Source organism: Arthrobacter sp. SRS-W-1-2016 (genome assembly GCF_002009585.1).
Classification (GTDB): Bacteria; Actinomycetota; Actinomycetes; order Actinomycetales; family Micrococcaceae; genus Arthrobacter; species Arthrobacter bambusae_A.
Map to the genome: position 1 here is coordinate 1 of NZ_MTPV01000021.1, position 24,955 is coordinate 24,955.

Consider the following 24,955-nt stretch of genomic DNA (forward strand, 5'->3'; position numbering starts at 1 on the left):
CAATCACCACAGGCCCCACACCGCCACCGGGAACAAACCACCCGTCAGCCGGCTAACCAACCTCCCTGGGCAGTACAACTAGCTCGCATTAGGTGTCGTTTTCGAGCCTCAAAACGACACTTACTGCGAGTTAGTTGGGCCAAACGGAGGGCTCAGGCGTGCTTTCCCGCCGCGAGCTCTGCGAGCGTCCGGACCAGGAGCCGCCGCTCCACCACCTTGATGCGCTCGTGCAAGGTATCTTCGGTGTCGTCCGGGGCGATGTCGACGGCTTCCTGGGCGATGATCGGGCCGGTGTCCACGCCAGCGTCGGCCCAGTGCACGGTGCAGCCAGTCACTTTCACGCCATAAGCCATGGCATCGCGGACACCGTGGGCACCCGGGAAGGCCGGAAGCAGTGCGGGGTGCGTATTGAGGTACTTGCCGCCGAAGGCATCGATGAATTCCGGACTCACAATCCGCATGAACCCGGAGGAAACCACCACGTCCGGATCGTACGAGGCAACGGCCTTGGTCAGCGCGGCGTTCCAATCCGCCCGGTCCGCGTAGTCCTTGAAGTCCACCACGAAGGTGTCCAGTCCGGCTTCGGCGGAACGTTCCACGCCATAGGTACCGGGACGGTCAGCTCCCACGGCTGCGATCTCAACGTCCAGCTCGCCCGCCTTCACGGCGTCGATAACTGCTTGGAGGTTGGAACCGGTGCCGGAGACGAGGACAACAATGCGCATTGCACTAGCTTATGGCTGGCTCGCGTAGGCTGGAAAACATGAATTCCGGCGTTGGACCCACCCCGCAGCACCAGCCACAGAGCGAGGCTGCCAAATCAGCGCTTGCCGTTACCCGGACGCTGTTCAGGACTTTCCTGCTGACGGTGCTCGGCGCCATCTTCGTCTACATCCTGAACATCAGCTACGTCTGGCTCAGTGGCATCCTCACCGTCGTCGCGGGAGTGCTCGGAGTGGTGGTCCTTGTGCGCACCATCAGGTTCAAGCAACCGCGCATCGTCTTGTTCGGCACCATTTCCGGGCTGGTTGTCACGGCCATCATGTGCCTGCTGGTGCTCACCGCCGTCGTCTTCTTCCAGCAGATCCGCACCCTGGAGGACTGCGCACGAGGCGCGCTGACTCTCCACGCCCAGACCTCGTGCCAGCTCGATTTCCAGAACTCCCTTCCCTCCGGATTGCGCTAGCCGGGCACAAGTCGAGGTGAGGCGGGCGCCTTAGCGGCGGTCGCCGTCGTACACGGCATCATCGAGATCCGCTTCGCGGAGCTTCTGCCGCCTCTCGAGCCAAGGCCCCACCCAATAACCGATCACGACGCCGATCCCCACCTCCGCGGCGATCCAGACTGCCGTCCACCGCGGGTCCGGTCCGATCTCGGTGAGGCGCCCGATTCCTGCGGAGCCGCGCGCCAGCCAGGCGAGGCCCCCCGCCAGAGCCCCGGCCACAGCCCCGACGAGCGCGCCGAGGAACAGCGTGGAAACAGGAGCCGTGAACCAGCGCGCCTTGATCTTGATGGAGAGCCATTCGTCGAAGTGGTTCTCCCCCGCACGCAGGAACCACCAGCCGGCCAGCAGACCCGCGATCACCGGAACGGCAAGGGCCGCGGCACCGAAGTCGAGTTGCCCAGTGGGCAACGCGCCGAAGACGGGAATGGCGGGCAAGGGCCCGACGGCGGTGCCAAGCGGCCCGACGTGCGATCCAACACCGAGGGAGAACCCGGCCCCGGAGGACCAAGCCAAAGCGAAAACCGCCAGATTGGGCAGGTAGCCGAGCTGGGCGATGGTCAGGACGCCACCGCCGAGGGCACCGGCTTTCAGGCCTTCGTAGACGGCGATGATGTCCGTCCAGTGCATGACAAGGTCGACTGCGAGCAACATCGCCGCGAGCGTCATGGCGGCCATGATCGCGACGAATCCGGCCTTGATGGCGGAACCAAAGTAGGACCCGGCCCAACGTGAATGTTGGCTTGTGCGTGCGAGCCAATCGACGGCGTCGACGCCAATGAGCCTGCTCCAGGAGCCGGACTCGCGCCGCGCGCCCACCACCATGCCCAAGCCGAACGGGATGAGCGGAAGCAACGCAGCGAACCAAATGTTGATGACGATGTCCTGCGTGCGGCACACGAATCCGGTGGCCGCGCCGAACGCCCCATAGACAAGCAACGCTCCGAAGAATGCCTGCCACAGTTGGTCCGTGTAGGAGGCCCTGGCCAGCCTGCGGCCGGCGCGCCACGCCAGCAGGAACGGGACCAGAGTCAGTCCGAGCGGGATAAGGGACAGCATGCCGGAACCCGGTAGGCTCGCGGTTCCCATGTTGACTGTGGCCAGTTGCAGCGGCACGCCGTGGACAAGCAGCCACGTTTGGCCAGCCAAGCGTGCCAGGAAATCGATGGTGTGGTCCTGGAATCCGTCAGTTGCCCAGACGCCGATCAGCGGCAAGACCACCACGAGCGCAGAGATAATGGCGGCCTGGGCCGACTCAAGGGCACCCTGCAGCCACAAGGGCATGGGCAGGCCATGGTTACCGGTCTGATCAGCGCGCAGTTTCATCGTGTTCTATCGTGCCACGGCGCGCCCCGCTCACCCGGCAGGCGCCCGGACGCCCCGCCAATCCTCCAACGCCCGCTCACCTATGAGGCCCTCCGGCCCAACGCCCGCTCACCTCCGCCGTGCCGCCGTCGTACATGTGAGCGAGCGTCCAGGAAAAACCGCACATAAGTGAGCGAGCGTCGGAGCCCGTCGTCGGGGCCGATCCGAGCGCTTTTTGCATATGCCAGACGTAAAATTGGATTGTTCGCAATAGGTGGATGGAGGGCGTAATGACTACCGCAACCCCCCATGCGCACGGTGTTCACTTCGGACGGACGGACATCCAGAACATCGGCATGGGTGTAGGTATTCTGATGGCGCTGGTGGGCCTTCTCGGATTCATTCCGGGCATCACCATGCGGTACGGGGAATTGCAGTTCTTCGGGCCGGATTCGCGCGCAATGCTCTTGGGCGTGTTCCAAGTGTCGTTGCTGCTCAATATTGTGCAGTTGCTCATCGGTGGAACCAGCTGGGCGATGTCCCGCTCGGGCGGGCATAGCGCACGCAATACCCTGATGAGCTTCGGTGCCTTGTACATCGTGCTCAGTGTGTATGGACTGAGCGTCGGGGTTGATTCGGCGGCCAACTTCCTGTCGCTGAACACGCTCGACAACTGGACGTTCATGGTCTTGGGCATCCTGATGGTCGCCGCCGGCTGGATGTTTTCGCGTCACCTGGCTGATGACCCAAAGTAGCCCTATTCAAAGCCCGGATTAAGTTAGCCCGGGATCATAGGAGCCGCCAATGGGTAGGATCTACAACCAAATCTGAATAGTCATACAAGCGGTTGGTGCAGTTCCTGCGGTGAAGAAGCCGGGAGCTGTGCCAACCTTCTTTGTGCCCGACACCGTCAGATCCACTTGGGTGCCGCCGGCACCGGCCCGGCGCCCGCGGCCACCCCGCCGCTCCCGCGTCCGGTGGCCCATTGCACGACGCCGGCAAGAGGCCCGGCGACCACGACGGCGGCGTCCGGATCACCGAAGGTGCGGTCCGTGCCGCTGACCTGGATCAACAACCCGGCGTCGGTCCCGCGGGCCGCCCACGCCGAGGTGATGTCGGCCAGCAGCCGTTCCAAGACAGACGCCGGGATATCAGCAAACGATGCTCCGTTGTCGAGGTCCACGGCATGCACCCAGACTTCGCGGGTGCGCATCCAGACCGTTTCCGACGCCGGGACTTCCCTGCCCTGGATGGTCCGGACCGTGTGGTGCCAGGCGTCGTCGGGCAGGTCGCGCCATTCCACGCTCAGGTGAACGGCGGAGTGGTCAAAGAGGTTACGCAACGCGATGGGAGACAGGGTGGCACCGAAGTTGATCTCCTCATCCCGCACCGCAACGGAGGGATACATCGGAGTCTCCACGCCGGTCGAGGCCCACTCCACCAAGCGCGCAATCGCCCGGGCGTTGTAGCCCACGTGTGCTACAACGTGACGGCGCGTCCAGCCGGGAAGCAACGAACCGCCGTCGAGCTCGGCATCGGTGAGTTCATTGAGCTTGCGGGCGAAGAACGCGGTCCCGCGCCGGGCCTGCAGGAGCTGTTCCTGCAGGCCCGGATCGGTGGTGAGGTCTTGGCGGGCGACCATCAGGCTTCCTTGACCACGCGGTTGTTCAGCTGGCCCAGGCCCTCGATGGTGGTGACCAGGAGCTGGCCTTCCTGGAGGTAGCGCTTGGGGTCCTGGGCGTGGCCCACACCGCCGGGGGTGCCGGTCGCGATGACGTCGCCAGGGTTCAGCGTGATGATGGTGGAGATGTAGGACACCAGGAATTCGGGCGTGAACACGAGGTCCCCGGTGGGGGTCTGCTGCTGGATCTCACCGTCAACGGCCGAGGTCATCAACGGCCCGGCTGTGAACTCGTCCTTGGTGACCAGGGCAGGCCCGAAGGGAGTGGACTTCTCCCAGGTCTTGCCCTGCAGCCACTGGACGGTACGGAACTGGTAGTCGCGCATGCTGATGTCGTTCAGCACCGAGTACCCGGCGATGTGGTCGGCCGCGTCGGCTTCGCTGATGCGCCGGCCTTTCTTGCCGATCACGACGGCGAGCTCGGCCTCCCAGTCAACGGTGTCCGACTCCTGCGGCAGCGCCAGATCGTCGTTGGGACCAATCAGCGATTCCTGGTACTTCGCGAACAACGTGGGGTACTCGGGGATTTCCCGGCCCATCTCCTTGATGTGGTTGCGGTAGTTGTGCCCGACGCAGATGATCTTGCCCGGTGAGGGCACGACGGCGGCGAGGTCGGCACCGTCGTACGCGTGCGTTGCGCCGTGGGCCGCCTCCGCGATAGTCGCCCAGGCGGGGTCCTGCAGGAGGGCTCCGACATCGGAGAAGCCGTCGATCTCGGTCAGGGTGCCGCCGTCCTGGCGAACCGCCGTCGTCGTTCCGGCGGAAGTACGGAGGGTGAGGAGTCTCATTTGTTGCGTCCTTCGATGTACGTGCGGTTGAAATTCAGTCGTTCGAAAATGGGGGCATCGCTGAAGCGGAACAGATCGAACTCGCTCGCTGCCTGAAGCGACCACAGCGCCCAGGACGGGACCACAAAGAGGTCGCCCTTCTCCAGGACCTTCGATTCCCCGTTCAACACCACGGTGCCGGTCCCTTCGAAGACCTGCCACACGCTGGAGCCGACTTCGCGCATGGCCTGGGTGGAGGCGCCGGCCCGCAGGCGGTGGAATTCGGCGCGGATGGTGGGCATCACGTCCCCGCCGGTGGTCGGGTTGGTGTAGCGCACGGCGGCGTGGCCCTGGGACACCGTGGCGGGGTGGCCCTCGTCCTCGAGAAGCAGCTGTTCGCGGAGTGCTGCGTCGGTGTGCTCCCAGCGGTAGGCCGCGATGGGTGAGTTGGTGGTGTCCTCCAACCCGGACAGCGGACGGAGGCCCGGGTGCGCCCAGAGCCGCTCGGAGCGGGAGACGTCCGGGGTGGCCTCATCCGTGACCCGTTCGGTCCCGAATTCGAAGAATCCCGCGTCCGCGTAGTGCACGAACGGGATGTCCAGTCCGTCGATCCACGCCATCGGCTGGTCAGTGTCGTTGTGGTGGCCGTGGAAGTTCCAGCCCGGCGTCAGCAAGAAGTCCCCGCGACGCATCGCCACCGGATCCCCGTTGACAACCGTCCAGACGCCTTCACCCTCGACGACGAAGCGGAACGCGTTCTGCGAGTGGCGGTGTTCCGGGGCCGTTTCGTGCGCGCCCAGATACTGGATGGCAGCCCACAAGGTCGGCGTTGCATACGGCGTGCCGGACAGGCCCGGGTTGGCCAATGCGATGGCCCGGCGCTCCCCGCCACGGCCCACGGGAACCAGGTCCCCGGCACGGGCAGCCAACGGATACAAATCGTTCCAGCGCCACACGTGCGGCACGGCTTTCGGGGACGGCACCATCGGCATCAGGTCCGCGATCTCGGTCCAGAGCGGAATCAGGTTCCCGGCCTCGAAATCCTTATACAGCTGCTCCAGCTGGGCAGCTTCTTCGGGAGTCGGCTCAGGAACCGCATGCGCGGCTGCGACCGATTCATGTGTTGTGCTATCGGCGCTGATGGACACAGGGGGCCTCCTCGATGGGTGCGGGACAGTTTTGGCGTACTCCTGACCCTAGGGAGGCCCCCAAGTGATCTCCAGCATATTCTGCTAGCCAGAATCACCTGTCCCACCTTGCTAACGGACTGACCCAACTGACTCGCATTTGTTGTCGTTATGGGCCCTCAAAACGACACCTATTGCGAGCTAGTTGGGTGGGTTATGGCTGGGACTCGGCGGGATTGGCGGCGATGTCGATTTCCAATTGGCGCCGGGTTTCCCGCATGATGCCAACAAGACCAGCATCGAAGAGCCTGCGGAACCGCGCAACAGGAGTCGCGACGCTCAGGGCACCCACTGCAACGCCGCGCCCGTTGTGCAGGGCCACGCCCAAGGCACTGATCCCTTCCTCGGTGCCTTCGAAATTCGCGGCGAATCCGTTGCTCCGGATCGTCTCAAGCTCGCGCAGGAAAGCCGGATATTCAGCGTCGGGAATGTTGTCCCCGCCGATCTCCGCATTATGGCTGCGGAACAACTGCTCAATCATGGCGGGCTCCAGCTCGGCCAACAGCGCCTTGCCTCCCGAGGCCTTGTTCGCGGGCAGCACGGTCCCCTGGCGGTCGCCCACCCGCAGGGCGTTCGTCCCCTCCACCGTCGCCAGGAACCGCACCTTGGTACCCACGCGGACCATGAGGTTGACGGTCTCGTTGATCCGGCCGCTCAGGAGTTCCATGTGCGGTTGCGCCACGGTGCGCAGCAATCGGCTCCAACTCAGTCCCGCCGGACCCACTCCCATGGCAGGCCCGGGCACATAACGGCGGTTCTCGTCCTGGACCGCGAAGCCCCGGTAGACCAGCATCGCCAACAGCCGGTGGGCTGTAGAGGGTGCAACACCCAGCTCCGCCGCGGCGTCCTTGAGGCGTAGGCTGCCGCCGTCGCGCAGGAGCTGAAGGAGGTGCAGGGCGTTGTCCACGGCTTCAATGGAATAGGCCGGTTTCTTGCGGGCTGGAAGATTCTGCACGACAGAATTCTATTGGGCCACACAAACAACGGCCACACAGTGGTGGGATGAATCACACCCCATCCGCTGCAGCGCCGGAGCGGACCCAAGACGGCGTTCACCACTCCCCCGGAGCATCAGCCCGGTTCAGCAAGCGTTCCGCCGCTGCCGTGCTGGTCTGCTGGCTGCTCGTGGTATTCGATGGCTACGACCTCATCGTTTACGGAACCGTGCAGTCCTCCCTCATCACCGACACAGGCTGGGGGCTCACCAAAGCCACGGCCGGCACGGTCGGTTCGATGGCTTTCCTCGGCATGATGATCGGAGCCATCTTCGCCGGCAGGATGTCGGACAGTTGGGGGCGGCGACGGACCATCATCGCCTGCGCCGCACTGTTTTCGCTCTTCACCATCCTGTGCGCGTTCTCCCCGAACGCCTTCGTCTTCGGCGGCCTGCGCTTGCTGGCCGGCATTGGCCTGGGCGGACTTGTTCCCTCCGCAAATGCCTTGGTCGCCGAACTGGTTCCCGCCAAGTGGCGGTCCACGATCGCCACACTGATGATGTCCGGAGTGCCGATCGGCGGCTCGATCGCCGCGGTGGCCGGCATTCCGCTGATTCCCGCCTTCGGCTGGCCGGTCATGTTCCTCGTGGCCGCCGTTGCCCTGCTCGTGGTGGTTCCGCTCGGGATCCGCTTCCTCCCGGAGACGCTCGCGGAGGCTCGCCCTGCCGCCAAGAACGCGAATCAAACAGGCGGCTTCAAGTCCCTCCTCCGCGCCCCGTACCTCGGTATGAGTCTCCTGTTCGCGGTCTCCACCCTCGTGACGCTCTTTGCTTGGTACGGCCTGGGCACGTGGCTGCCGAACCTGATGCAACTGGCCGGCTACAACCTCGGATCAGCCCTGACGTTCGCCCTGGCACTCAACCTCGGTGCCGTCGTCGGCTCGGTGGCCACCGCTTGGGCAGGAACGCGCTTCGGTCCCATCCCGACGGCGATCGCAGCAGCCGCCGTCGCCGCCGTCGCGCTGGCCGTGCTCGTGGCGGGTCCGCCCGTGGGGCTTGTCTACCTCATGTTGGTGCTGGCCGGGGTGGGAACCCACGGAACCCAGTGCCTCATCATCGCGGCGGTGGCCAGCCATTACCCTGCGCATTTGCGCGGCACAGCGCTCGGCTGGGCCCTCGGCGTCGGCCGCATCGGCGCGGTCGCCGCGCCCCAAGTAGGCGGACTGCTTCTCGCGGCCGGGCTCGGCGTCAACTCGAACTTCCTGGCATTTGCCGGGGCCGCCGCCGTCGCGGCCATCCTGCTCGGCATCATCGGCACGAAACTCAAAACCGCGAAGATCAAAACCGCCAAAACCCAATCCAAAAACACCACCTCCGTAGGAGCCAGCAATGTCTAACCGCAACCCGTCCACTGAAGTCCTCGTCGTCGGCGGAGGGATGGCCGGCCTCGCCGGCGCCCTGGCCCTCCGCGCGAACGGCGCCGAGGTCACCTTGGTTGAGCGGGCCCCCGAATTCGGCGAAGTCGGTGCGGGACTGCAGATGGCACCCAACGCCTCCCGCGTCCTGAAGCGCTGGGGCCTTCTTGAGAAGGCGCTCGAGATCGGCGTCCGGCCCAAACACTTGGTGTTCCGCGACGCCCTGAGCGGTGAGGAACTCACCCGGCAGACCCTCGGGGGCGAGTTCGAAGAGCGCTACGGCGCCCCGTACGTGGTGATCCACCGCAGCGACCTGCACCGGATCCTGTTGGAAGCCTGCCAGGACGCCGGTGTCCGCTTGGTGAACGACGTCGTCGTCGAGAAAGTCGAGACCGTGAACGGCCGCGGGATGGCGCACACGTCGAGTGGCGACGTTTACGAGGCCGACGTCGTGATCGGCGCCGACGGCCTCAAGTCCACGCTCCGCCCCGCCGTCGCGCAGGACGGGCCGGTGTCGTCGTCGTACGTCGCCTATCGCGGAACCGTCCCCATCACCGCTGAGACCCCGGCGACGGATCTTGAAGACGTCGTCGTCTACCTTGGACCGGACTGCCACCTCGTGCAATACCCGCTGCGCAAAGGCGAACTGCTCAACACTGTGGCCGTCTTCAAGTCGCCCTCGTTCGAGCGCGGCGAGGAGCAATACGGAGGCCTCGACGAACTCGAGGCGGCTTACAAGGACTGCATCCCGGCAGTACAGCGAGCGCTGCAGAACCTGGCGACCGGCATCCGCTGGCCCATGTACGATCGGGATCCGATCGAGAACTGGATCAACGGCCGCCTGGTTCTGATGGGCGATGCCGCGCATCCCATGCTCCAGTACTTGGCACAAGGCGCGTGCCAAGCCCTTGAAGACGCCGCGGTCCTCCAAGACTCCACCGTCGGTTCCGTGTTCACCGACGACGGCGTGGACACCGGTGCGTGGGATCGCGCCATCAGCGATTTCAACTCAGCCCGCGCGGCACGCACGGCCCGAGTCCAGCGCACCGCGCGCGTCTGGGGAGAGTCCTGGCATGTGTCCGGCGTCGCGCGCGTCTTGCGGAACCTGCTGTTCAAGAGCCGCAAGGACGGCGACTTCCAGTACAACGATTGGCTCTACGGCCAAGAAGGCGACGGCGTTCCGGCGGTCCCTACGGAAGGCACGGCGAGGACTGATGCGCTGGCGGGAACGCACGCCTAGGAGCATCCGTTATGTCATTTGTAGCTAGGCAAATTGCTGGACTCCTGGAGCAGACCGAAGCAGACTGACTACACGAGCCACTTGGGTGCTTGCCGTTGAAAGGACAGTCATGTTCGACCTCGTTGCTTATCTCCCCCTTCTTGTCACCGTCGTGGGGGTAGTTGTCGCCGTTGCCGTCATTAGGCTTCTCATTAAATTGATGTGGAAGGTGGCTGAACCAAACGAGGCACTCATCATTTCCGGCCTGACTCGGGGAAGCTTGGACACCAGGGACGGAATGGATTTCAAAATCGTCACCGGGAAAGGCGCCTTGGTGGTTCCCGGGCTCCAAACAGTGAGGACTTTGTCCCTCACGCTGAATGAAACAGAACTCCAGGTGAACTGCGTGACCTCGCAAGGTATCCAGGTGATCGTGGAGGGCGTGGTTATTTACAAAATCGGGGACGCCGCACCTTTCATTGCGAATGCCGCGAGGAGGTTTCTCGGCCAGCAGCCCAAAATGCAAAGCCAGGTCTACAACGTTTTTGAGGGGCATTTGCGCTCGATCATCGGCAGCATGACCATGGAAGAAATCATCCGCGAGCGCGACAAACTTGCATCCTTGGTCCGGAGCGCCAGCGGCATAGAAATGGAAAAGCTTGGCTTGGTGGTTGATTCCCTCCAAATAAAGGATCTCCAGGACCCCACGGGTTACATCCAAAACCTGGCCAAACCGCACATTGCGCAGGTCAAAATGGAGGCCCGCATTGCCGAAGCCACCCGGAACCGCGAGGCCGCGGAGAGGGAAGCCGAGGCCGCCGCCCAGATCGCGGACGCCCAAAGCATCTCGGCGATCAAGCAATCAGCGGCCCAGGCCAATGCCGAAACGGCCCGGGCCAATGCCGCGCAGGCAGGCCCGTTGGCTGATGCCACGGCGCGCCAGCAAGTGGTGGTCCAGGAAACCGAAGTTGCCAAGCTGGAGGCCGACCGCGAAGAGCAGAAGCTCCAGACGTCCATCCGGAAGCCTGCCGATGCCAAGGCGTATGCCCAGCGGACCGAGGCGGAAGCGCAAAAGGCTGCCGACATCAGCGCGTCCGAAGCGCGGGCACGGCGCACGGAACTCGAGGCCCAGGCGAACGCCCGCAGGGTGGAAGTCGAAGCTCAAGCCAATGCCACGGCTGCGGCCGCCATTGCGGGAGCCACCAAGATCACCGGTGAAGCCGAAGCTGCCGCCACCCGGGCCCGGGGCGACGCCGCAGCCTCAGCCATCAAGGCCAAGTCCTTGGCGGAAGCGGACGGCATCAAAGCCCGTGCCGAGGCGCTCGGAACCAACCAAGAGGCAGTTATTTCCCAGCAGCTTGCGGAGAACATGCCCGCCATCGTAGCTGCCGCGGCCGAACCGTTTGCCCATGTGGGGCAGATGACGGTCCTCAACGGTGGCGAGGGCCTCAACAGTATGGTGGGCGGCATCCTGTCCCAGGTGGGCAACTACCTCCCATCGATCACAGCTGCCCTCAAGAACGGCAAGGAAGCGCCCAAGCGGCCCACCAAAACCCCTGATGCATAGGGACACCGATGCACAAAGAGGTTGATCGGAGCCTGACCGGCAAAATCGGCAGGGTCACGGGTCGAATCGGGCCGGGCACCGTGGGGGAAGTGATGCTGCCGTTCCACGGCGGCACGAGCGCCTTCCACGCGCACCCCTTCGACAAAAACAGTGTCTTCAACGTGGGTGACGAGGTGCTTGTCATCTACTACGAGCCGCCCGGGACGGTATTCGTTGACGAGCTGCCGGACGTTCTGAAGACGGCGCGATAACGCGGCCCGCCAGGCCGCCAGATAGAACAACTGAGGGCGGCTGGATAGCCGCCCTCAGTTGTCTCAGTGAATCTCAGTTGCTCAGCCCAGCGGCGGGGCTCCCACGGAGTCGTACATCGCGTAGTCGTCGGTGGTGACCGATCCGTTGCTGAACAAGCTCAACCCGAAACTGATGGCAGTGGCCCCGGCGGGGAGCGCCGGCGTCGTGAAGCTTGCCTGGGTGTATGTGCTGGAGGCGGCCAGCCACGGTCCGGAAGTCCAATACACCCAGTTGTTGGAGGCGTCACGGTAATACAAAGCGAACTGTGTGACGGCTGTGGAGGTGTACCAGACCCGCACCGAGTAGGTGTGGCCAGCGACGGCCGCGGGCGGGCAGGTGCTGGTGTCCATGGTGGGCAACAGTTTCGCGTCACCGCTCGAGTATCCCGTGATGGTGAGTTTCTCCGCCTTGGTGCCGGTGTGCGCGGTAGCTACCGTGCTGAATGTGGCGGTGTTGGTGCCGTATCCGCCGGCCTGCCAGCACTGCGGGAACGAACCCGTACCGGCCGTTTCAAGGCTGGGGTTTTGTACCAGGTTGCCGCCGGCCGGTGGTGGTGGCGGAGGCGGTGGCGGCGTCCCGACGTCGAACATCTCGTAGTCATCCGTGGTCAGGGTGCCGTTGCTGAACAGATTCAGCCCGAAGCTGATGCCGCTCGCCCCGGTGGGCAGCGGAGGCGTTGTCCACGTGGCCTTTTGATAGCTCGTAGCCGCCGAGAACCAAGGACTCGATGTCCAGTACTTCCACGTGCCGAGCCCGGTCCGATAGTAGAGCTCGAACTGGGTATTCGTGGTCGATTTATACCAGGCACCTATCGAATAGGAGTTCCCCGGTGTGGCCGTTGGTGAGCAACCTCCCAGGTCGAGGGTGGGTAGCAGCTTCGCGTCGCCGTCGACATAGTTGGTCACCACGAGTTGTTCGGCGACCTTTCCCGTGTGTCCCGGCTTGACGGTGGAGAACGTTGGAGTGTTCGTTCCATAGCCTCCGGCTGCCCAGCACTGCGGTACGCCGCCTACGAGGGTTTCAAGGCTTGGGTTCTTGATGAGGTTTCCGGTGCCCTCAGGCGGAGCAGGCGGTCCCGAGACGAGCGGTTTGACGGTTCCGCCGATCACCTGCGCCACCGTCTTGACCATGGTGGTTGCAGGGCGGGACTTAAGCCACGTGGCGAACTGGTTGAACAGGGTCGGGGTGACGTTCAGCGGATCGGTGCTGGTCGCTGAAATGTGGTGGAAGGTGAGCTGGACCCACCCGCCTGCCGGCTCCGCCTGGGTGACGGACTTTTGCAGGTCGGCCAGGGTCCAGGTGTTGTCAACCTCGTCGGGCGCAGCGGTGTCGTATGCGTTCACCGGCGGGATGCTCTCCGCGAGCGGGCAACCGGCGCAACTGAACCGCGTCTTGATGTCGCCAAGACCGCGGGCGCTGTTCAACCCGCAGTTCTTCACAATGGTTTCGATCGATGCGTTCTCGGCAGCGAAGGGATAGGCGAAGTCAGTGATCGTGAATCCAAGGTTGCTGAGGTTCACCCTGTCGTTGCAGATCTGGCGGGTTGCCTCATCCGACGTCACGGTGGTCAGGTCCGGGTGTGTGACTGTGTGGCCGGCAATCTCATTACCGTTCGCCACAAGGCCCTGCATGTCGCTTGTTGTCAGGTAATTGGGGTTGTTGATGAATCCCGACGGCGTGAAGAAAGTACCCACCAAGCCCAGGCTCTGCATGGTCTGCGCGGCGGTGAGCTGATCGGCATTTGCATCATCAAAAGTCAGGGTGACGATGGTGGGGTTGGCAGCTTGGGCTGCAGGTGCGGTGATGCCGGCGGTGACGCCGGTGAAAGCGAGTACAACTACAACGGTGGATAACCAGGTAAACCATCTACCGGGGATCGTCCTTTTGAACGTCCGGTACTGGTCAACTTGGTTAGTACGATGGGGGAATTTCATAGGGTCTGGCTCGATTCTAGACAACGGCCTGGCCGGACATACGGGCGGCGCGGGGCGAAAACACCCTGCGCTGTTCAGCGCATGAGGGCGCGCCGCCCAGTCAGCGCCCTCCTGCCGAAATACCCCGGTGCCCGGGACAAACCCCAGTCATGGCCACGAGGTCCACTACGGTGTCACCGTAAGGCGGCCCGAACCGGGGGAATAAGAGTAGCTTCTACCCGTCTTCCAGCCGGGTAGTTACCCGGATTGGCGAAATTTCCGGCCGCACGGATCCTCCACTCGGGAAAGCAACGTCAATTTGTTAACCAAACCTTCCCCTTGCCGTCACGCCCATTCCCCCGCGTCGCCAACCTCCGCGCACACCGTGGAGGGGTGAGGATCGCTATCGTTGCCGAATCATTCCTGCCGCTCATGAACGGGGTCACGCACTCCATCCTGCGGGTGCTGGAGCATCTGCAAGAGCGAGGCGACGAAGTGATGGTGATTGCGCCGTCGACGTCGGACACTGCCGTCTCGGACGTCGTGAACGGCGCTTTCGTCCACCGCCTCCCCTCCGTGCCCTTGGCCGGATACACCAATGTGCGGGTGGCGTTGGGCGGTGTGAGCCGGGTCAAGAGAATCCTTGCCGACTACGCGCCGGACGTCGTCCACCTCGCATCCCCTTTCGTGCTCGGATGGCGGGCCGTGCAGGCCGCGCACCAGCTCGGCATCCCCACGGTTGCGATTTATCAAACCGAGGTGCCGAGCTACGCCGCCCGGTATGGCCTCCCCATGCTGGAGAACTGGGCATGGAACCGGGTGGACAACATCCATCTTCGGGCGGACCGGACGTTGGTCCCGTCCACGTTCGCGCTCAACCAGTTGCGCGGCCGCGGGATCTTAAGGGTGGGCATGTGGCGGCGCGGTGTGGATACCGCGCGGTTCTCCCCCACCAAGCGCTCGACGGCGTGGCGCGCCTCCGTAGCGCCCCACGGCGAGCGCATCATCGGCTATGTCGGCAGGCTCGCGGTGGAGAAGCAGGTGGAGGACCTTGCCGTTCTCGCGGATCTGCCGGGAACCCGGCTTGTGATTGTTGGCGACGGTCCGCAACGCGCCGCCCTCGAAGCAGCACTGCCAAACGCTTTCTTCACCGGGTTCCTGGGCGGCGAGGAATTGGCCCAAATAGTGGCCGGCCTTGACCTCTTCGTTCATCCTGGCGAGTTCGAAACCTTCTGCCAGACGATCCAGGAGGCCATGGCCTCCGGCGTTCCCGTCGTGGCCACCGGCCGCGGCGGTCCCCTCGACCTCGTGGAAAACTCGCGCACCGGCTGGCTTTACGAGCCGGGAGACCTCGCGCAGTTGCGGGCCTACGTCCAGGACCTGGTGGGCGACGACGCCAAGCGCCGCGCGTTCGGAACGGCGGCACTCGCTTCGGTCCAAGGACGAACCTGGCCGGTGCTGAGCGCGCAACTTGTCCAGCATTACGAGGCAGTGATCGCCGGCGAAGCGCTCGTGGAGCCTGCCGCCGCGCCAAGCCCGGTTCAGCCGGCCGGGCTGCTCGCGGCCGGGCTCGAACCGGCCGAGTCTGCCACCATTTCCGTGACTTCCAGCAAAGGACTCCCAGCATGAAAATCTCCGTTGTAGGCTGCGGCTACCTCGGCGCGGTGCACGCCGCCACGCTCGCATCGATGGGCCACACCGTGGTGGGCATCGACGTTGACGCCCAGAAGGTCGCCCACCTGAACAAGGGCTTCGCGCCCTTCCACGAACCCGGCCTTGACGAACTTCTCCGGGACGGCTTCGCCACCCAACGCCTCACGTTCTCCACCGACTTCGCCGATGCCGCCGACGCCCAGACGCACTTCCTCTGCGTGGGCACCCCGCAGTCCAAGACCTCGGATACCGCGGACCTCTCGTACGTGATCGCCGCCACGAAGAGCCTCCTCCCGCATCTGGCGAGGGGCGCCGCCGTCGTCGGCAAATCCACCGTTCCCGTGGGAACAGTGGACATGCTCCGCGGCATCCTTGCCCGCAGGCCGGATGTCCTGCTCGGCTGGAATCCCGAGTTCCTGCGCCAAGGCACGGCGGTCAAGGATTCCTTGGTACCGGACCGTTTGGTGTACGGCGTGCCGGGCGGCAAGGACTCCGCCGCCGGCGCCCCGGTCACGGCCGCGCTCGACGCCGTCTACGAACCGCTGATTTCAGCCGGGATACCGCGGTTGGTCTGCAACTTCGCGACGGCCGAGCTCATCAAGTCCGCCTCCAACGCATACCTCGCCACGAAGCTCAGCTTCATCAACGCCATCGCCGAACTGTGCGACGCCTCGGGGGCCGACGTCACGGAGCTCAGTGAGGCGATGGGGCTGGATCCACGCATCGGCAACCGGTACCTGCACGCCGGCCTGGGTTTCGGCGGCGGCTGCTTGCCGAAGGACATCCGCTCATTCCGCGCTCAGGCACAAGCGCTGTCCGTGCCCTCCCTCGATGAGTGGATGGGTGTGGTCGACTCCATCAACGTGGGCCAACGCGCCCGCGCCGTGGAGGTCGCCCGCGAGATGTGCAAGGGCTTCCTGTGCGGCCGGACCGTCACCGTGTTGGGCGCGGCCTTCAAGCCGGACACCGACGACATCCGTGACTCCCCCTCCCTCGACGTCGCACTCCAACTGGCCGCGGCCGGCGCCCACGTTACCGTGACCGATCCCAAGGCCATCAACAACGCGTGGATGCGCTACCCGCAGCTCCGCTTCGAAGCGTCCACGACCCGCGCGCTCGAAGGCGCCGAGTTGGTGCTGCTGCTCACCGAATGGGACGAATACCGCGCCCTCTCACCCGCCGTCGTCGGTTCGCTTGTACGACGCCGGATGGTGCTGGACGCGCGGAACGTCCTGGATGCTCGAGCATGGCAGGCGCAAGGCTGGACGGTTCGCGGGCTCGGAACCGGCTCCAGCGTTGAGCCTTCGGTCCCGATAGCTGAAATCAAGCCTGCTGTCCTTCCCGTCGAACCGCTCAACACACGGCCCTTCATTGTCGGTTCGCCGGCCAAGGCACCCTCGACGCGACGCTAAGCCTTCTTGGCCGGGGCTGGCTGCCGCGGCCGGTCCGGGCCGGCGAGAGGGCCCCGAACGGCTCTCAGTGTTTTAGCCCCGCGAACACGTAGACGAGCCCTCGCGCACACGGAGATCGGGCTTGTTCACACTGAGAAACGGCCTTTGGCACACGGATTTTTCCGTTTTTTACACGTAGACGCCAATTTCACCGAGAGAATCTGAACCGTGGATGGCCTTCCTTTTTGGAGGGGCACCACTCTTCAGGGCCAGCGAAACCGTTGGCCGTTCTACTCGAGAAATGGGGTTGTAGTGGAATCAACAATGACGAAAAGGACCGGCCTTCAGGCTGCGGCCGCGGCGGCGCTGGCTGTGGTTGGCATCTTCGGCGCGAGCTTGGCTGTTTCGTGGATCGCGGGGTCCCTTGGCATTTCTGCCGCGGCGGCGTCCCAGATCATGCACGCCATCGAGGTCGGAGGCTGGGCACTCGTTGTCATCGGCACAATATTCGGGGCAGGAATCACGGGTGCCTTGATCGCCACGGCTCGAACCATCCTTTTCCGCATCGGTCGGGCGCAAGCGGTCGCCTAAATCGATGCTTGCTAAGACAGCACGCGTGCTTGGGGGCATCCCTGGATGGTTGCTCCCAAGCACGGGCCTGGCCATGGCTGCCATAGCCTTCTTCGGCTACTCAGCAGTGGACCTGTCCTGGATCCGGGACGCCAGGGACATGGGCGGAAGCCCCCTCTACGGCAAGGACTTCCTCCAGATCCTTGGGCGGAACATCGGCGCGGCCTTGGTGCTGTATTCGGGGGTCGCGACCCTAGGGCTGACTACGCTTCTCGGGGCCGGAATCCTGGCGCTGTATATCGGGGCGACAGTGTCCCTCGGGGTGCATTCCGTCGGCAGCGCCGGCCTGGTTGCCGACGTCATATGGTACGTCCCGTTCGAATTCTTCGGCCTGGTGATGGCGGCGACCGCTGGATTCCAGCCCGCCGCGGGCCTGGCACGCCGGCTGCTGATGAAGAACGAGCCCCCAACCCTGAGATCGTTCATCGACGACATGGCCCGGTCCCTCGGCACTTTGCTCATTGCCTTGGCCCTCATCATCCTCGGTGCCGCCATTGAGGCCATCGTGATTCAGCTCAAGTCCTGAGGAGGATTTCATGACCAGCACGGAAGACGGCCGAGAGTCCGAAACCGTCATCAGCGTCGCGAGGGTCGGAAAGTTGCGGCCCGAGCCGTCATCAGCAAGGGGATGGGTCTCCACGTCCCGGGGTCTATGGATCGCCAGCTACATTCTGCTGATGGTTTTGGTGGCCCTGAGGCTTCCCCTGACCAGAAAGTACCTCAACGCGAACGTTCCGGCGGACGTGCGCTCGGAAATCGGCGACGATCGCTTGCTAAGCCTCTCCATGACGGTCGGCACCGTCATGTTCTTCCTGCTCTACGCCGTAATCATCGCTTTGTATTTCTCCCTTGCCGCGTTCCTGGACAAACGCGTAATCCCCGGAAAATCGGTACTCGCGGGCCGCGTCAATATCGGTGCCTTCTTTGTGATCGCCATTTTCGCCACGATCCCCGTGAATCTGTTCAGCGTGCTGTTTGGCGTCATCCAACCGCGTGATGTCCCGGGATTCTGGGCCTATTTCCCTTCAATGGCCCTCGTTGCCTTGGCGATCTTCTACCGGCATTGGCGCGGGTTTTCCACAGGCAGGAAGATCCTCGTTGTGCTCTCAGCCATCGGCCTGTCAACAATAGTTGCCATCGGCTGACCTTCTTCAACTACCTCCCACGGACAGAAATCCTCAATGAATACTCAGCTTTACAGCCTTCTTCTACGAATCGTGGGCCTCACGGTCGCTGCATTCTCCGGCATTTCCCTCGGCCTCGTGTGGGCTTCTCCTGCCCCGGAAGGCCTCAACAATATCGATCCGCTCGCCGTGAAGAACGGGGCAGTCGCCATACTTCTCGTCTTCGGAGTGGCGGCACCCTTGATTGCGGCCTTTAGCCCGGCCGGGAAATGGCTACCGCTCAAGGCGGCTGTTTTCGCCGTCGCCGGTTTTGCCAACGCGGCGGCCCTGAGCCCGCTCATCGTTGTCCCGTTCCAGGGAACGACGTCGGCAATCGCCGTCGTTTGTGCGCTCGGACTAGCGGTCCTCACCATTGTGGCCTTCATGGACTCAGTCCAGAAGAAGAGTCCGAGGAGCAAGTTCTAGGTGCTGATGAGGACCACGGTCTCTCCCGTCGCAGATGCCGGCCGGACGTCGAACGCCAGGGTCCGTGCCGCATCGGTCCGCCGTTCCGATTATCGGATCCTGCGGGACTTCCGGGCGTTCGAAATCGTCAACGCGATGCGTTTGCCGCTCACCCTCGATGGCTTCAGGGCCCTCGCGGTCTTCGGATCGATAGCACTGGCCGTGCTCGCAACTATGGTGTTCGCTTCCACGATGTCCGTTCTCCGCGACGGCCCGCTCCGCCACGACACGGCCGCCGTGCTCAATTGGGGATTCCTCGGGATCCTCTACTCCGCTGCGGCGACCGTTCTCAGCGAGGTGGTTTCGAGCCGACGGCTCGCAGTTTCCGGCACTCCGCACCTGGAGCTCTTCCGGGCGATGGAGCTTCCCCTCCCGCAGGTTGTTGTGAGATACGGCTTGCTCCCGGCACTTCGCCGCACGGGGCTCCTTTGGTATTCGGCTGCGGTATTCCTCCTTGTCTTTTTAGAGGAGACGACGAGCTACCTCAACGTCGTGCTGGCTTCGGTCTCCGTCCTGGTTTTCGCCTCCTCTGCGTGTGCCTACTGCGTCCTCCATTTCGCTTCAACACCTGCACGACGGATAGGCCTCCATTGGCTGTATTGCCTCTTGGCTCTCAGCCTCGGGCTCTTGCTCGGGGCTGTCACCGGGTTCCTCTTGCCTCAGCTCTCCCGGCTCAACGGCCTCGCCAAGGACCCTTCGCCCTTCCTTCCAGCGTTGTGCTTGCTGGCGGCCGCTGCGTCCGGGACATCGATCCTCCTCGGCATCCGCGCATGGCGCCGCCTCAGCTATCGCAGGATTTCCTTCAGTACAGAGCGAAGCGGCAGGCAACGACCGCTGACGAAGTTCGTGGTATTCGTCGTCACGGATCTGTTGGGCAGCAAACAAGGCTCTGTGATCAGCACCATCGTCCTCGCCTGGATCGCCGTCATCGGCATCCTCCTGGGCGCCAGGGGCATCCTTCCCGTCCACTCGGCTCTCGGTTCCGGGGAACTGCAAAAATCCTTGATCGGTGTTGCCGTGCTCTTGAGCTTGGGAGTCACGGAACCGATGCTGAATCGGATCGGGCCCACCGCGAAGCTGTACCACTACCGCTTTGCCTGGGAGAACGGCTACTCCGCCAACGCCATCGTTGTCCGGCTTGTCGGGATCTACGTTATGGCGGGGGCCGCCGCCGGTGGATTTGTTTTCCTGGGGGCACTTCTCGCCTTGGACATTCCGGTTCCCGGTGCTGTTCTCGCGGGCGTGATCGTCGCCGGCTCCGGAGTCGTCGCCGAATCGCTCTCCCGGCCGCCGGCCGCCACCGACGGCACCAAAGCCAATGATGTGCTGGACGCCCTTTTCACCCTCCTCCTCATCTCACCTTGTTCGCTCATCCTTGTTGTCAGCCCTGAGTTCAGCACCGTGCTGTTGTCGGGCTATTCCATCCTCTTGATCCTGGGAGCCGCCGTATGCCTACGCCAACGTCTTTTGAAACTTCGATCGAGATTGACTCTGTAACCGTCGGCTACCGGCAGGGCTCACCTGTCCTTGAGGGACTCAGCCTCAGCATGAGCGGGCCGGGACTCTACCGGGTGGCGGGCAGCAATGGCAGCGGAAAGTCGACCTTCCTTGAGCTCATCAGCGGCTTCCTCCAACCTTGGGCCGGAAGCGTTCGCCTATGCGGTATCGACGCCGGTTCTCCCGACGCGCGACACGTACGGAGCGTCTGCCGCACGACCCCGGCCCTCTACCCCTCCATGACTGTTCACGATCATCTCGCTCTTGCGGCCCGCTGCCGGCAGGTCGGCCCGGAGTCCGGACTCGCCCGACTGGCCAAATACGGACTGCAGGACTGGGCTGAACAGCCCGTCTCCATGCTGTCGACGGGCAATATCCGAAAGCTCTGGTTGCTCATGTGCACCGTTGCCGATACCCCTGTGGTCGCCATCGATGAACCTTTCAATGGCATGGACCTCCAGGGCATCGAGGCCCTGATTTGCGAGCTCGGCGAATGGGCACAGCACAAGGTGGTGGTCCTCATCTCCCACACAGTTCCGGACCAACTGACCGTTAGCCGTTCCTTCGTCTTCAGGCCGGAAGGAGCAACGCTGTAGTCCGGAAACCACCATGTCGGCTCACTCGGAAGGCCGTTTCTCCCGGAACGGGGACGAATCCCGGACAAGGTCAAAAAGCGCGGTGCGGGACGGGCTTCCCGTCTTGCGCAGCGCGTTGGAGATGTGGCTTTCCACGGTCCGGATGCTGATTCCGAGATGCTCGGCGATCTCGGGGTTCGAGCGATGACCGGCCAGGGCGGCTATCTCAATTTCCCGGACGGTCAGGGGCGAGTAGCTCCCCGAACTAAACGCGATGGGCTCATCCTCCGAGGGAAAACGTGTCGCGAACATGGAGTACGCCCGGTCCATCGCGGCCGCCCCGACGGTATTGTCCACGAAGGCGTACCGTTTGAAAGCACCGCGGAGCAGCATCCGTACCTGGTAGAAATCGGCGTCGGGCTCATAGTGTTCGAGCAGCACGCCGAGCATTTGATGGTCGTCCTCCACCACTGCGGCAGCAATTGCCACAAGCTGATCATGGGACGTGGAGGGGGCATACTCCTTCAAGGTCTGCCGAAGGATTTCGAGAACCAATCGGCCAGGGAGCAGGCACGTGAAGAACAGCGCGGAATAGATCGCCTCCAGCACATAGCCACGTTCGAGCTGCCGTTGGATGAGTTTCGCGGCTTTGGCGTCGAATACAGCGGGGATGAGGGGCCGCGCGGCGACCAGTTCGTAGACTCCTCGTGCGGTCCCGGGGAGTGGTCCGATGTCTTCAGCTTCGCGCCGCGCCTGGGTGGCCAGGGTTGCTGCTGGCAGGATCGCCGACGTCGCGGTCCTCAGTCCAGCGAGCCTCAGCATGGCGTCGTGAAGGGAAGCCACGAGGAAGCCTGGCCGCCCCATGGCAAAGATGCTGCTCATGAGGTACTCGGCATCGTCGAAATAGCCGCGGTACATGAGGGCTTGGGCAGCAACATAGGTAGTGGAAACCATCCCGAATTGGTCCAGGTTGCGGCGGGCTTCTGAGCGCTGGTCGAGGGCAAAGACAATCGATTCATCAATCCGACCCGAGCTGAAAAGGGCCATTCCGCGGATGAACGGTTCGGCTCCTGGAATGCCCCTTAACCCGTTGGAGGTGTCGATGGCTTTGAGCGCGGCGGAAGGGTTGAAGCGATAGAGTTCCAGAATCCCTCGGATGCTGGAAATGACACCGCTTTCCGGGTGGCGATCGTGCAGCTGCGCGAAGGTTTCGTCGAGATTCTCCGGCATTCGCTCATAGGAAGCCCTGAGGAAAAGTTCCGCCGCTTCGGCTTCGGCGGACCATTCGGGACGTTCCTTACCGAAGCTCCTGAGTGCGCCGGCTGCAGAATCCAGTCCTTTGCCTTTATGGATCGCCCAAAGTGCTTTGGTGAATGCCAGGAACAGGAGTTCGCACGACTCTCCGCCCGGGGTCAAGGTCTGGGAAAGTACACGCTCAATTCTCGAAGCGTCGATCGGCGAGCCCCAGTAGACGCTCAGAAGCGCCACCGCGTTCGATACCGATCTGTTGGCATCCCACAGCTCGTAGCGTTGGCGCTCCAGGACGGAGATTTGCTCGTGAAAGTGGCGCGCCGTGGCTGCGTCGTCGGAGCTACGTTCAAGGCGCAGCGCGGCCAGGACCCTCACCAGCGAATCAGCTGAGTTGCCGTCAACGAGGGATTCCTGCGGCAATCCACTGAGGGCTCGCGTGATCCGGCTCTTCAAGACCCGCCTGCTGGTGAGCACCCTTTGACCACGGAAATAGTCGGCAAGGATCGGTGGGGTGATCGAAGCGCTGACATTGGTGTGGACATCCTCCATGACTGAAATGAGGCCGCGCTGCTCAAGCCTGTCGAGAACATCTGAATGGACCACTTGTTGCAGCACATCGAGAGGCGCCGTCCCGGCGATGGCCATGGCCTGAAGGCCCGTGAGTTCGTCGGATTCAAGTCCTTCGAGGAGGGATTGCACCGTGCCATGGAGGTGTTCATTCCACAGGGAGTCGCCTTTCATGTGCCACTGCCCGTGGCGGAGGACAATCGAGTCACTGAGCGCGGCAGTTTCCGCGATGCGAACCACAAGCCGCGGGTTCCCAGCCGATTTCGTCAGGATGCGGGCGGTGGTGTCAGCGTCCGCCGGAGCTCCCAGGACGTCGGTGATGAGCTCGTTCACCTGCTCGTAGCGGAGCGGATTCAGATGGACCCTGGCTTCGGGGCCGGGGCTGAGCACGGCCGGCTGTGCCATCGAGTAGATGGATGGCTCGCTCATGGTGACGATCATGGGCCGTTTCGTCCGACGGCGGACGGCATCCAGAACCGCTATTGTCTCCGCGTCGACGAACTCGAGGTCATCGACGACAAGCACGCGCTCTCCCGGCCGTGAGAGCCGGCTTGCCAGGGTGTCAGCCACACCCAGAACTCCGAACTGACCTATTCGAATATCCAGGCTCAGGCTATGAATTCCACCAAATGGTATTCCGCGGTGTGAGCGGAGTCCCGACATGGAATAAACCGTTGCTCCGGTCTTTTCCAGGTCAGCAATAGCTTTTTGCACCACGCTTGTACGGCCGCTGCCAGGCGCACCGACAATTCGAACCATCATTCCGCGAGCAACGTAGTCCAGCGTTCGCCGGACTTCTTGATCGAACACTCGCGATCCAACTTTCTCTGCTGCGCTGATCCAACGCTCTCCGGGCCAAAGGTGGTGCAAGGTCCAGACGATTCAACTGTTCCTGCCAACAGCCGGGGCGTTGGCAGGCGGACTTCCCACGCATTCCCGTGGAATCCCCCCAGGTGCGCCGACGAACCTCGCTCCAAGGGCAACCGTAGATTGCGAAACAGCCATCTCAGTGGTGTTTTGGCGAAACTCAGTGTGCTCGGGGATGCGTCTACGTGTGCCGACGTGGGGTTTTACTTCCCATCTACGTGTGCCCCAGTGAAATCTCAGTGTTCCGCCGGCGTCGAAGGGGGTGTGGTTTGGCAGGGGTTTCTCCATGGCTCTCCTGGTGGCGGTCTCATGTTTTTGACGCTACGGGGGTTTCGTGGCCGCCTCCAGACCGAACCTCGCGCATGTGGATATTTATTCGAATATATCTTTTCTTGATCGAACAAATATTCTAGTCTTGACTTTACGCCGCACTCTTGAGGTCGCAGTCAAGAGGCTTTCTCGTCCATGTGGACAACTTCTTCTTTTCTCGCATTTCAGATGCTAGGATCTGCTGACATTCACGTCGAAAACTGAATCATTGGGGGCAATAAATGAATACTCGCGCGCCTGAAAACAACGGGGAAATAAAGCACGCGTCGCACGACTTCTTGAAATCTCGCAAAGCCATTTTCAAGGTCTTCGCCATCGTCACGTCAACGGCCGCCGCGCTCGCCCTTACCGCCTGCGGCGGAGCCAGCCCAACAATTTCGCAGGCCGGCGCCACCCAATCGGCTTCGGCTTCGGGTTCGGCGACTCCCACCCCAACACCAACGCCGACGCCGACCGCGCCGAAAACCGCGTCCTGCGTGACGGAGAACGCGACTGAGAGCTATCCACCCAAGCAATTCATCTGCACAAAATCAGACGCGGGAGTCCTGCTTTGGATGGAAAGCTCAGAGTCCAAGAGGGTAACGGATGCGCGCGCGGCTGCAGCCGCAGCGGCTGCGAAGGCGGCGGCAGACAAGGCTGCATCTGACAAAGCGGCTGCCGATGCCGCTGCAGCTCAGGCGGCGGCAGCTCAGGCTGCGGCCCAGGCAAAGGCTGACGCCGATGCTGCTGCAGCGAAGGCACAACAAGACCAAGCCCAGGCCAGGCAGGTACAGCCGGTCGCGCCGCCCGTGGCGCCGTCGTCCGTCTACTACGCGAACTGTACGGCCGCCCGGGCCGCCGGCGCCGCACCGATCTATCGGGGGCAGCCCGGCTACAGGCCCGCATTGGACAGGGATGGCGACGGGATAGCCTGCGAATAACGGTTACACAGGACACAACCCAGGGACACCGTCGGATTCTGCTGGATCACACTGCTACAGCAAAAGCAGGGCGACACGCCAAATCCCTGTCGCTACCCGAATTCAGGTGTCGACAGGGATCTAGCGCATCCCCGGGTAATTTGCG

General features: G+C 63.3%; 23 protein-coding genes. 15 read left to right on the forward strand and 8 right to left on the reverse strand.

All coding sequences use genetic code 11. From position 1 onward, the window contains the following. Positions 1 to 152: 152 nt before the first annotated feature. On the reverse strand, positions 153 to 725 hold the full coding sequence (purN, locus tag BMF89_RS05285; RefSeq protein ID WP_078106033.1) for a phosphoribosylglycinamide formyltransferase: 573 nt from the start codon (positions 723 to 725) through the stop codon (positions 153 to 155). Positions 726 to 763: 38 nt separating this feature from the next. Here purN and BMF89_RS05290 point away from each other — a divergent pair, with 38 nt between their 5' ends. Further along, the gene (locus BMF89_RS05290; protein ID WP_253190715.1) at positions 764 to 1,186 is read left to right on the forward strand and encodes a hypothetical protein; all 423 of its coding nucleotides are present in this window, start codon (positions 764 to 766) and stop codon (positions 1,184 to 1,186) included. 30 nt (positions 1,187 to 1,216) lie between these two features. Here BMF89_RS05290 and BMF89_RS05295 read toward each other — a convergent pair whose 3' ends face one another. Continuing rightward, the gene (locus BMF89_RS05295; RefSeq protein WP_078106035.1) at positions 1,217 to 2,548 is read right to left on the reverse strand and encodes a DUF6350 family protein; all 1,332 of its coding nucleotides are present in this window, start codon (positions 2,546 to 2,548) and stop codon (positions 1,217 to 1,219) included. 269 nt (positions 2,549 to 2,817) lie between these two features. On the opposite strand from BMF89_RS05295, the gene BMF89_RS05300 reads away from it, so the two are divergent. Then, positions 2,818 to 3,282, forward strand: a complete 465-nt coding sequence (locus BMF89_RS05300; protein WP_078106036.1) for a DUF4383 domain-containing protein — start codon at positions 2,818 to 2,820, stop codon at positions 3,280 to 3,282. A 155-nt stretch (positions 3,283 to 3,437) separates the two neighbouring features. On the opposite strand, the gene BMF89_RS05305 is transcribed toward BMF89_RS05300, so the two are convergent. The 4 genes from BMF89_RS05305 to BMF89_RS05320 form a co-directional block, all read right to left on the reverse strand. Beyond that, complete coding sequence (locus BMF89_RS05305; RefSeq protein WP_078106037.1) at positions 3,438 to 4,169, reverse strand: maleylpyruvate isomerase family mycothiol-dependent enzyme; 732 nt, start codon at positions 4,167 to 4,169, stop codon at positions 3,438 to 3,440. Then, on the reverse strand, positions 4,169 to 4,996 hold the full coding sequence (locus BMF89_RS05310; protein ID WP_078106038.1) for a fumarylacetoacetate hydrolase family protein: 828 nt from the start codon (positions 4,994 to 4,996) through the stop codon (positions 4,169 to 4,171). The genes BMF89_RS05305 and BMF89_RS05310 overlap by 1 nt, the downstream gene beginning before the upstream one ends. Next, a complete protein-coding gene (locus BMF89_RS05315) occupies positions 4,993 to 6,123 on the reverse strand; it encodes a cupin domain-containing protein (RefSeq protein WP_078106039.1) in 1,131 nt (376 codons plus the stop codon). Before BMF89_RS05315 ends, BMF89_RS05310 begins: the two co-directional genes overlap by 4 nt. 193 nt (positions 6,124 to 6,316) lie before the next feature. Next, complete coding sequence (locus BMF89_RS05320; protein WP_078106040.1) at positions 6,317 to 7,117, reverse strand: IclR family transcriptional regulator; 801 nt, start codon at positions 7,115 to 7,117, stop codon at positions 6,317 to 6,319. Between the two features lie 47 nt (positions 7,118 to 7,164). Here BMF89_RS05320 and BMF89_RS05325 point away from each other — a divergent pair, with 47 nt between their 5' ends. The 4 genes from BMF89_RS05325 (at position 7,165) to BMF89_RS05340 (ending at position 11,548) form a co-directional block, all read left to right on the forward strand. After that, a complete protein-coding gene (locus BMF89_RS05325; protein WP_078106041.1) occupies positions 7,165 to 8,493 on the forward strand; it encodes an aromatic acid/H+ symport family MFS transporter in 1,329 nt (442 codons plus the stop codon). Continuing rightward, complete coding sequence (locus BMF89_RS05330; RefSeq protein ID WP_078106042.1) at positions 8,486 to 9,751, forward strand: FAD-dependent oxidoreductase; 1,266 nt, start codon at positions 8,486 to 8,488, stop codon at positions 9,749 to 9,751. Before BMF89_RS05325 ends, BMF89_RS05330 begins: the two co-directional genes overlap by 8 nt. A gap of 109 nt (positions 9,752 to 9,860) precedes the next feature. Next, the gene (locus BMF89_RS05335; protein ID WP_078106043.1) at positions 9,861 to 11,297 is read left to right on the forward strand and encodes a flotillin family protein; all 1,437 of its coding nucleotides are present in this window, start codon (positions 9,861 to 9,863) and stop codon (positions 11,295 to 11,297) included. 8 nt (positions 11,298 to 11,305) lie between these two features. After that, positions 11,306 to 11,548 (forward strand): hypothetical protein, encoded by a 243-nt coding sequence (locus BMF89_RS05340; protein ID WP_078106044.1) that lies wholly within the window; start codon positions 11,306 to 11,308, stop codon positions 11,546 to 11,548. 81 nt (positions 11,549 to 11,629) lie between these two features. Here the strand turns inward: BMF89_RS05340 and BMF89_RS05345 are convergent, their stop codons facing one another. Beyond that, a complete protein-coding gene (locus BMF89_RS05345) occupies positions 11,630 to 13,522 on the reverse strand; it encodes a polysaccharide deacetylase family protein (protein WP_078106045.1) in 1,893 nt (630 codons plus the stop codon). A gap of 372 nt (positions 13,523 to 13,894) precedes the next feature. Between BMF89_RS05345 and BMF89_RS05350 the strand changes: the two genes are divergently transcribed. The 8 genes from BMF89_RS05350 to BMF89_RS05385 all read left to right on the forward strand — a co-directional run bounded on the left by BMF89_RS05350 (position 13,895) and on the right by BMF89_RS05385 (position 20,896). Next, complete coding sequence (locus BMF89_RS05350; RefSeq protein WP_078106046.1) at positions 13,895 to 15,130, forward strand: glycosyltransferase family 1 protein; 1,236 nt, start codon at positions 13,895 to 13,897, stop codon at positions 15,128 to 15,130. Continuing rightward, complete coding sequence (locus BMF89_RS05355) at positions 15,127 to 16,566, forward strand: UDP-glucose/GDP-mannose dehydrogenase family protein (protein WP_078106047.1); 1,440 nt, start codon at positions 15,127 to 15,129, stop codon at positions 16,564 to 16,566. The genes BMF89_RS05350 and BMF89_RS05355 overlap by 4 nt, the downstream gene beginning before the upstream one ends. A gap of 303 nt (positions 16,567 to 16,869) precedes the next feature. Continuing rightward, positions 16,870 to 17,136: an uberolysin/carnocyclin family circular bacteriocin gene (locus BMF89_RS05360; protein WP_078106048.1), complete on the forward strand. Its 267-nt coding sequence runs from the start codon at positions 16,870 to 16,872 to the stop codon at positions 17,134 to 17,136. 4 nt (positions 17,137 to 17,140) lie between these two features. Then, the gene (locus BMF89_RS05365) at positions 17,141 to 17,701 is read left to right on the forward strand and encodes a hypothetical protein (RefSeq protein WP_139359550.1); all 561 of its coding nucleotides are present in this window, start codon (positions 17,141 to 17,143) and stop codon (positions 17,699 to 17,701) included. 10 nt (positions 17,702 to 17,711) lie between these two features. Continuing rightward, complete coding sequence (locus tag BMF89_RS05370) at positions 17,712 to 18,320, forward strand: hypothetical protein (protein ID WP_078106050.1); 609 nt, start codon at positions 17,712 to 17,714, stop codon at positions 18,318 to 18,320. Between the two features lie 36 nt (positions 18,321 to 18,356). Continuing rightward, positions 18,357 to 18,764, forward strand: a complete 408-nt coding sequence (locus BMF89_RS05375) for a hypothetical protein (protein WP_139359551.1) — start codon at positions 18,357 to 18,359, stop codon at positions 18,762 to 18,764. Then, a complete protein-coding gene (locus BMF89_RS05380) occupies positions 18,765 to 20,300 on the forward strand; it encodes a hypothetical protein (RefSeq protein ID WP_078106052.1) in 1,536 nt (511 codons plus the stop codon). It abuts the gene before it with no gap. Beyond that, positions 20,252 to 20,896, forward strand: coding sequence for an ATP-binding cassette domain-containing protein (locus BMF89_RS05385; protein ID WP_078106053.1), 645 nt, complete (start codon positions 20,252 to 20,254; stop codon positions 20,894 to 20,896). The genes BMF89_RS05380 and BMF89_RS05385 overlap by 49 nt, the downstream gene beginning before the upstream one ends. Before the next feature lie 21 nt (positions 20,897 to 20,917). On the opposite strand, the gene BMF89_RS05390 is transcribed toward BMF89_RS05385, so the two are convergent. After that, the gene (locus BMF89_RS05390) at positions 20,918 to 23,263 is read right to left on the reverse strand and encodes a LuxR C-terminal-related transcriptional regulator (protein WP_253190716.1); all 2,346 of its coding nucleotides are present in this window, start codon (positions 23,261 to 23,263) and stop codon (positions 20,918 to 20,920) included. Positions 23,264 to 24,168: 905 nt separating this feature from the next. On the opposite strand from BMF89_RS05390, the gene BMF89_RS05395 reads away from it, so the two are divergent. Beyond that, positions 24,169 to 24,810 carry an excalibur calcium-binding domain-containing protein gene (locus BMF89_RS05395; protein ID WP_253190717.1) on the forward strand — a complete coding sequence of 214 codons (642 nt, stop codon included), beginning with the start codon at positions 24,169 to 24,171 and terminating at the stop codon, positions 24,808 to 24,810. Positions 24,811 to 24,955 lie beyond the last annotated feature (145 nt).

What these genes read in the sequence shown, in the direction of transcription:
- purN (WP_078106033.1), bottom strand. Translation starts at nt 725, where the DNA reads ATGCGCATTGTTGTCCTCGTCTCCGGCACCGGTTCCAACCTCCAAGCA.
- BMF89_RS05290 (WP_253190715.1), top strand. Translation starts at nt 764, where the DNA reads ATGAATTCCGGCGTTGGACCCACCCCGCAGCACCAGCCACAGAGCGAG.
- BMF89_RS05295 (WP_078106035.1), bottom strand. Translation starts at nt 2,548, where the DNA reads ATGAAACTGCGCGCTGATCAGACCGGTAACCATGGCCTGCCCATGCCC.
- BMF89_RS05300 (WP_078106036.1), top strand. Translation starts at nt 2,818, where the DNA reads ATGACTACCGCAACCCCCCATGCGCACGGTGTTCACTTCGGACGGACG.
- BMF89_RS05305 (WP_078106037.1), bottom strand. Translation starts at nt 4,169, where the DNA reads ATGGTCGCCCGCCAAGACCTCACCACCGATCCGGGCCTGCAGGAACAG.
- BMF89_RS05310 (WP_078106038.1), bottom strand. Translation starts at nt 4,996, where the DNA reads ATGAGACTCCTCACCCTCCGTACTTCCGCCGGAACGACGACGGCGGTT.
- BMF89_RS05325 (WP_078106041.1), top strand. Translation starts at nt 7,165, where the DNA reads ATGAATCACACCCCATCCGCTGCAGCGCCGGAGCGGACCCAAGACGGC.
- BMF89_RS05330 (WP_078106042.1), top strand. Translation starts at nt 8,486, where the DNA reads ATGTCTAACCGCAACCCGTCCACTGAAGTCCTCGTCGTCGGCGGAGGG.
- BMF89_RS05335 (WP_078106043.1), top strand. Translation starts at nt 9,861, where the DNA reads ATGTTCGACCTCGTTGCTTATCTCCCCCTTCTTGTCACCGTCGTGGGG.
- BMF89_RS05340 (WP_078106044.1), top strand. Translation starts at nt 11,306, where the DNA reads ATGCACAAAGAGGTTGATCGGAGCCTGACCGGCAAAATCGGCAGGGTC.
- BMF89_RS05345 (WP_078106045.1), bottom strand. Translation starts at nt 13,522, where the DNA reads ATGAAATTCCCCCATCGTACTAACCAAGTTGACCAGTACCGGACGTTC.
- BMF89_RS05355 (WP_078106047.1), top strand. Translation starts at nt 15,127, where the DNA reads ATGAAAATCTCCGTTGTAGGCTGCGGCTACCTCGGCGCGGTGCACGCC.
- BMF89_RS05360 (WP_078106048.1), top strand. Translation starts at nt 16,870, where the DNA reads ATGACGAAAAGGACCGGCCTTCAGGCTGCGGCCGCGGCGGCGCTGGCT.
- BMF89_RS05365 (WP_139359550.1), top strand. Translation starts at nt 17,141, where the DNA reads ATGCTTGCTAAGACAGCACGCGTGCTTGGGGGCATCCCTGGATGGTTG.
- BMF89_RS05370 (WP_078106050.1), top strand. Translation starts at nt 17,712, where the DNA reads ATGACCAGCACGGAAGACGGCCGAGAGTCCGAAACCGTCATCAGCGTC.
- BMF89_RS05375 (WP_139359551.1), top strand. Translation starts at nt 18,357, where the DNA reads ATGAATACTCAGCTTTACAGCCTTCTTCTACGAATCGTGGGCCTCACG.
- BMF89_RS05385 (WP_078106053.1), top strand. Translation starts at nt 20,252, where the DNA reads ATGCCTACGCCAACGTCTTTTGAAACTTCGATCGAGATTGACTCTGTA.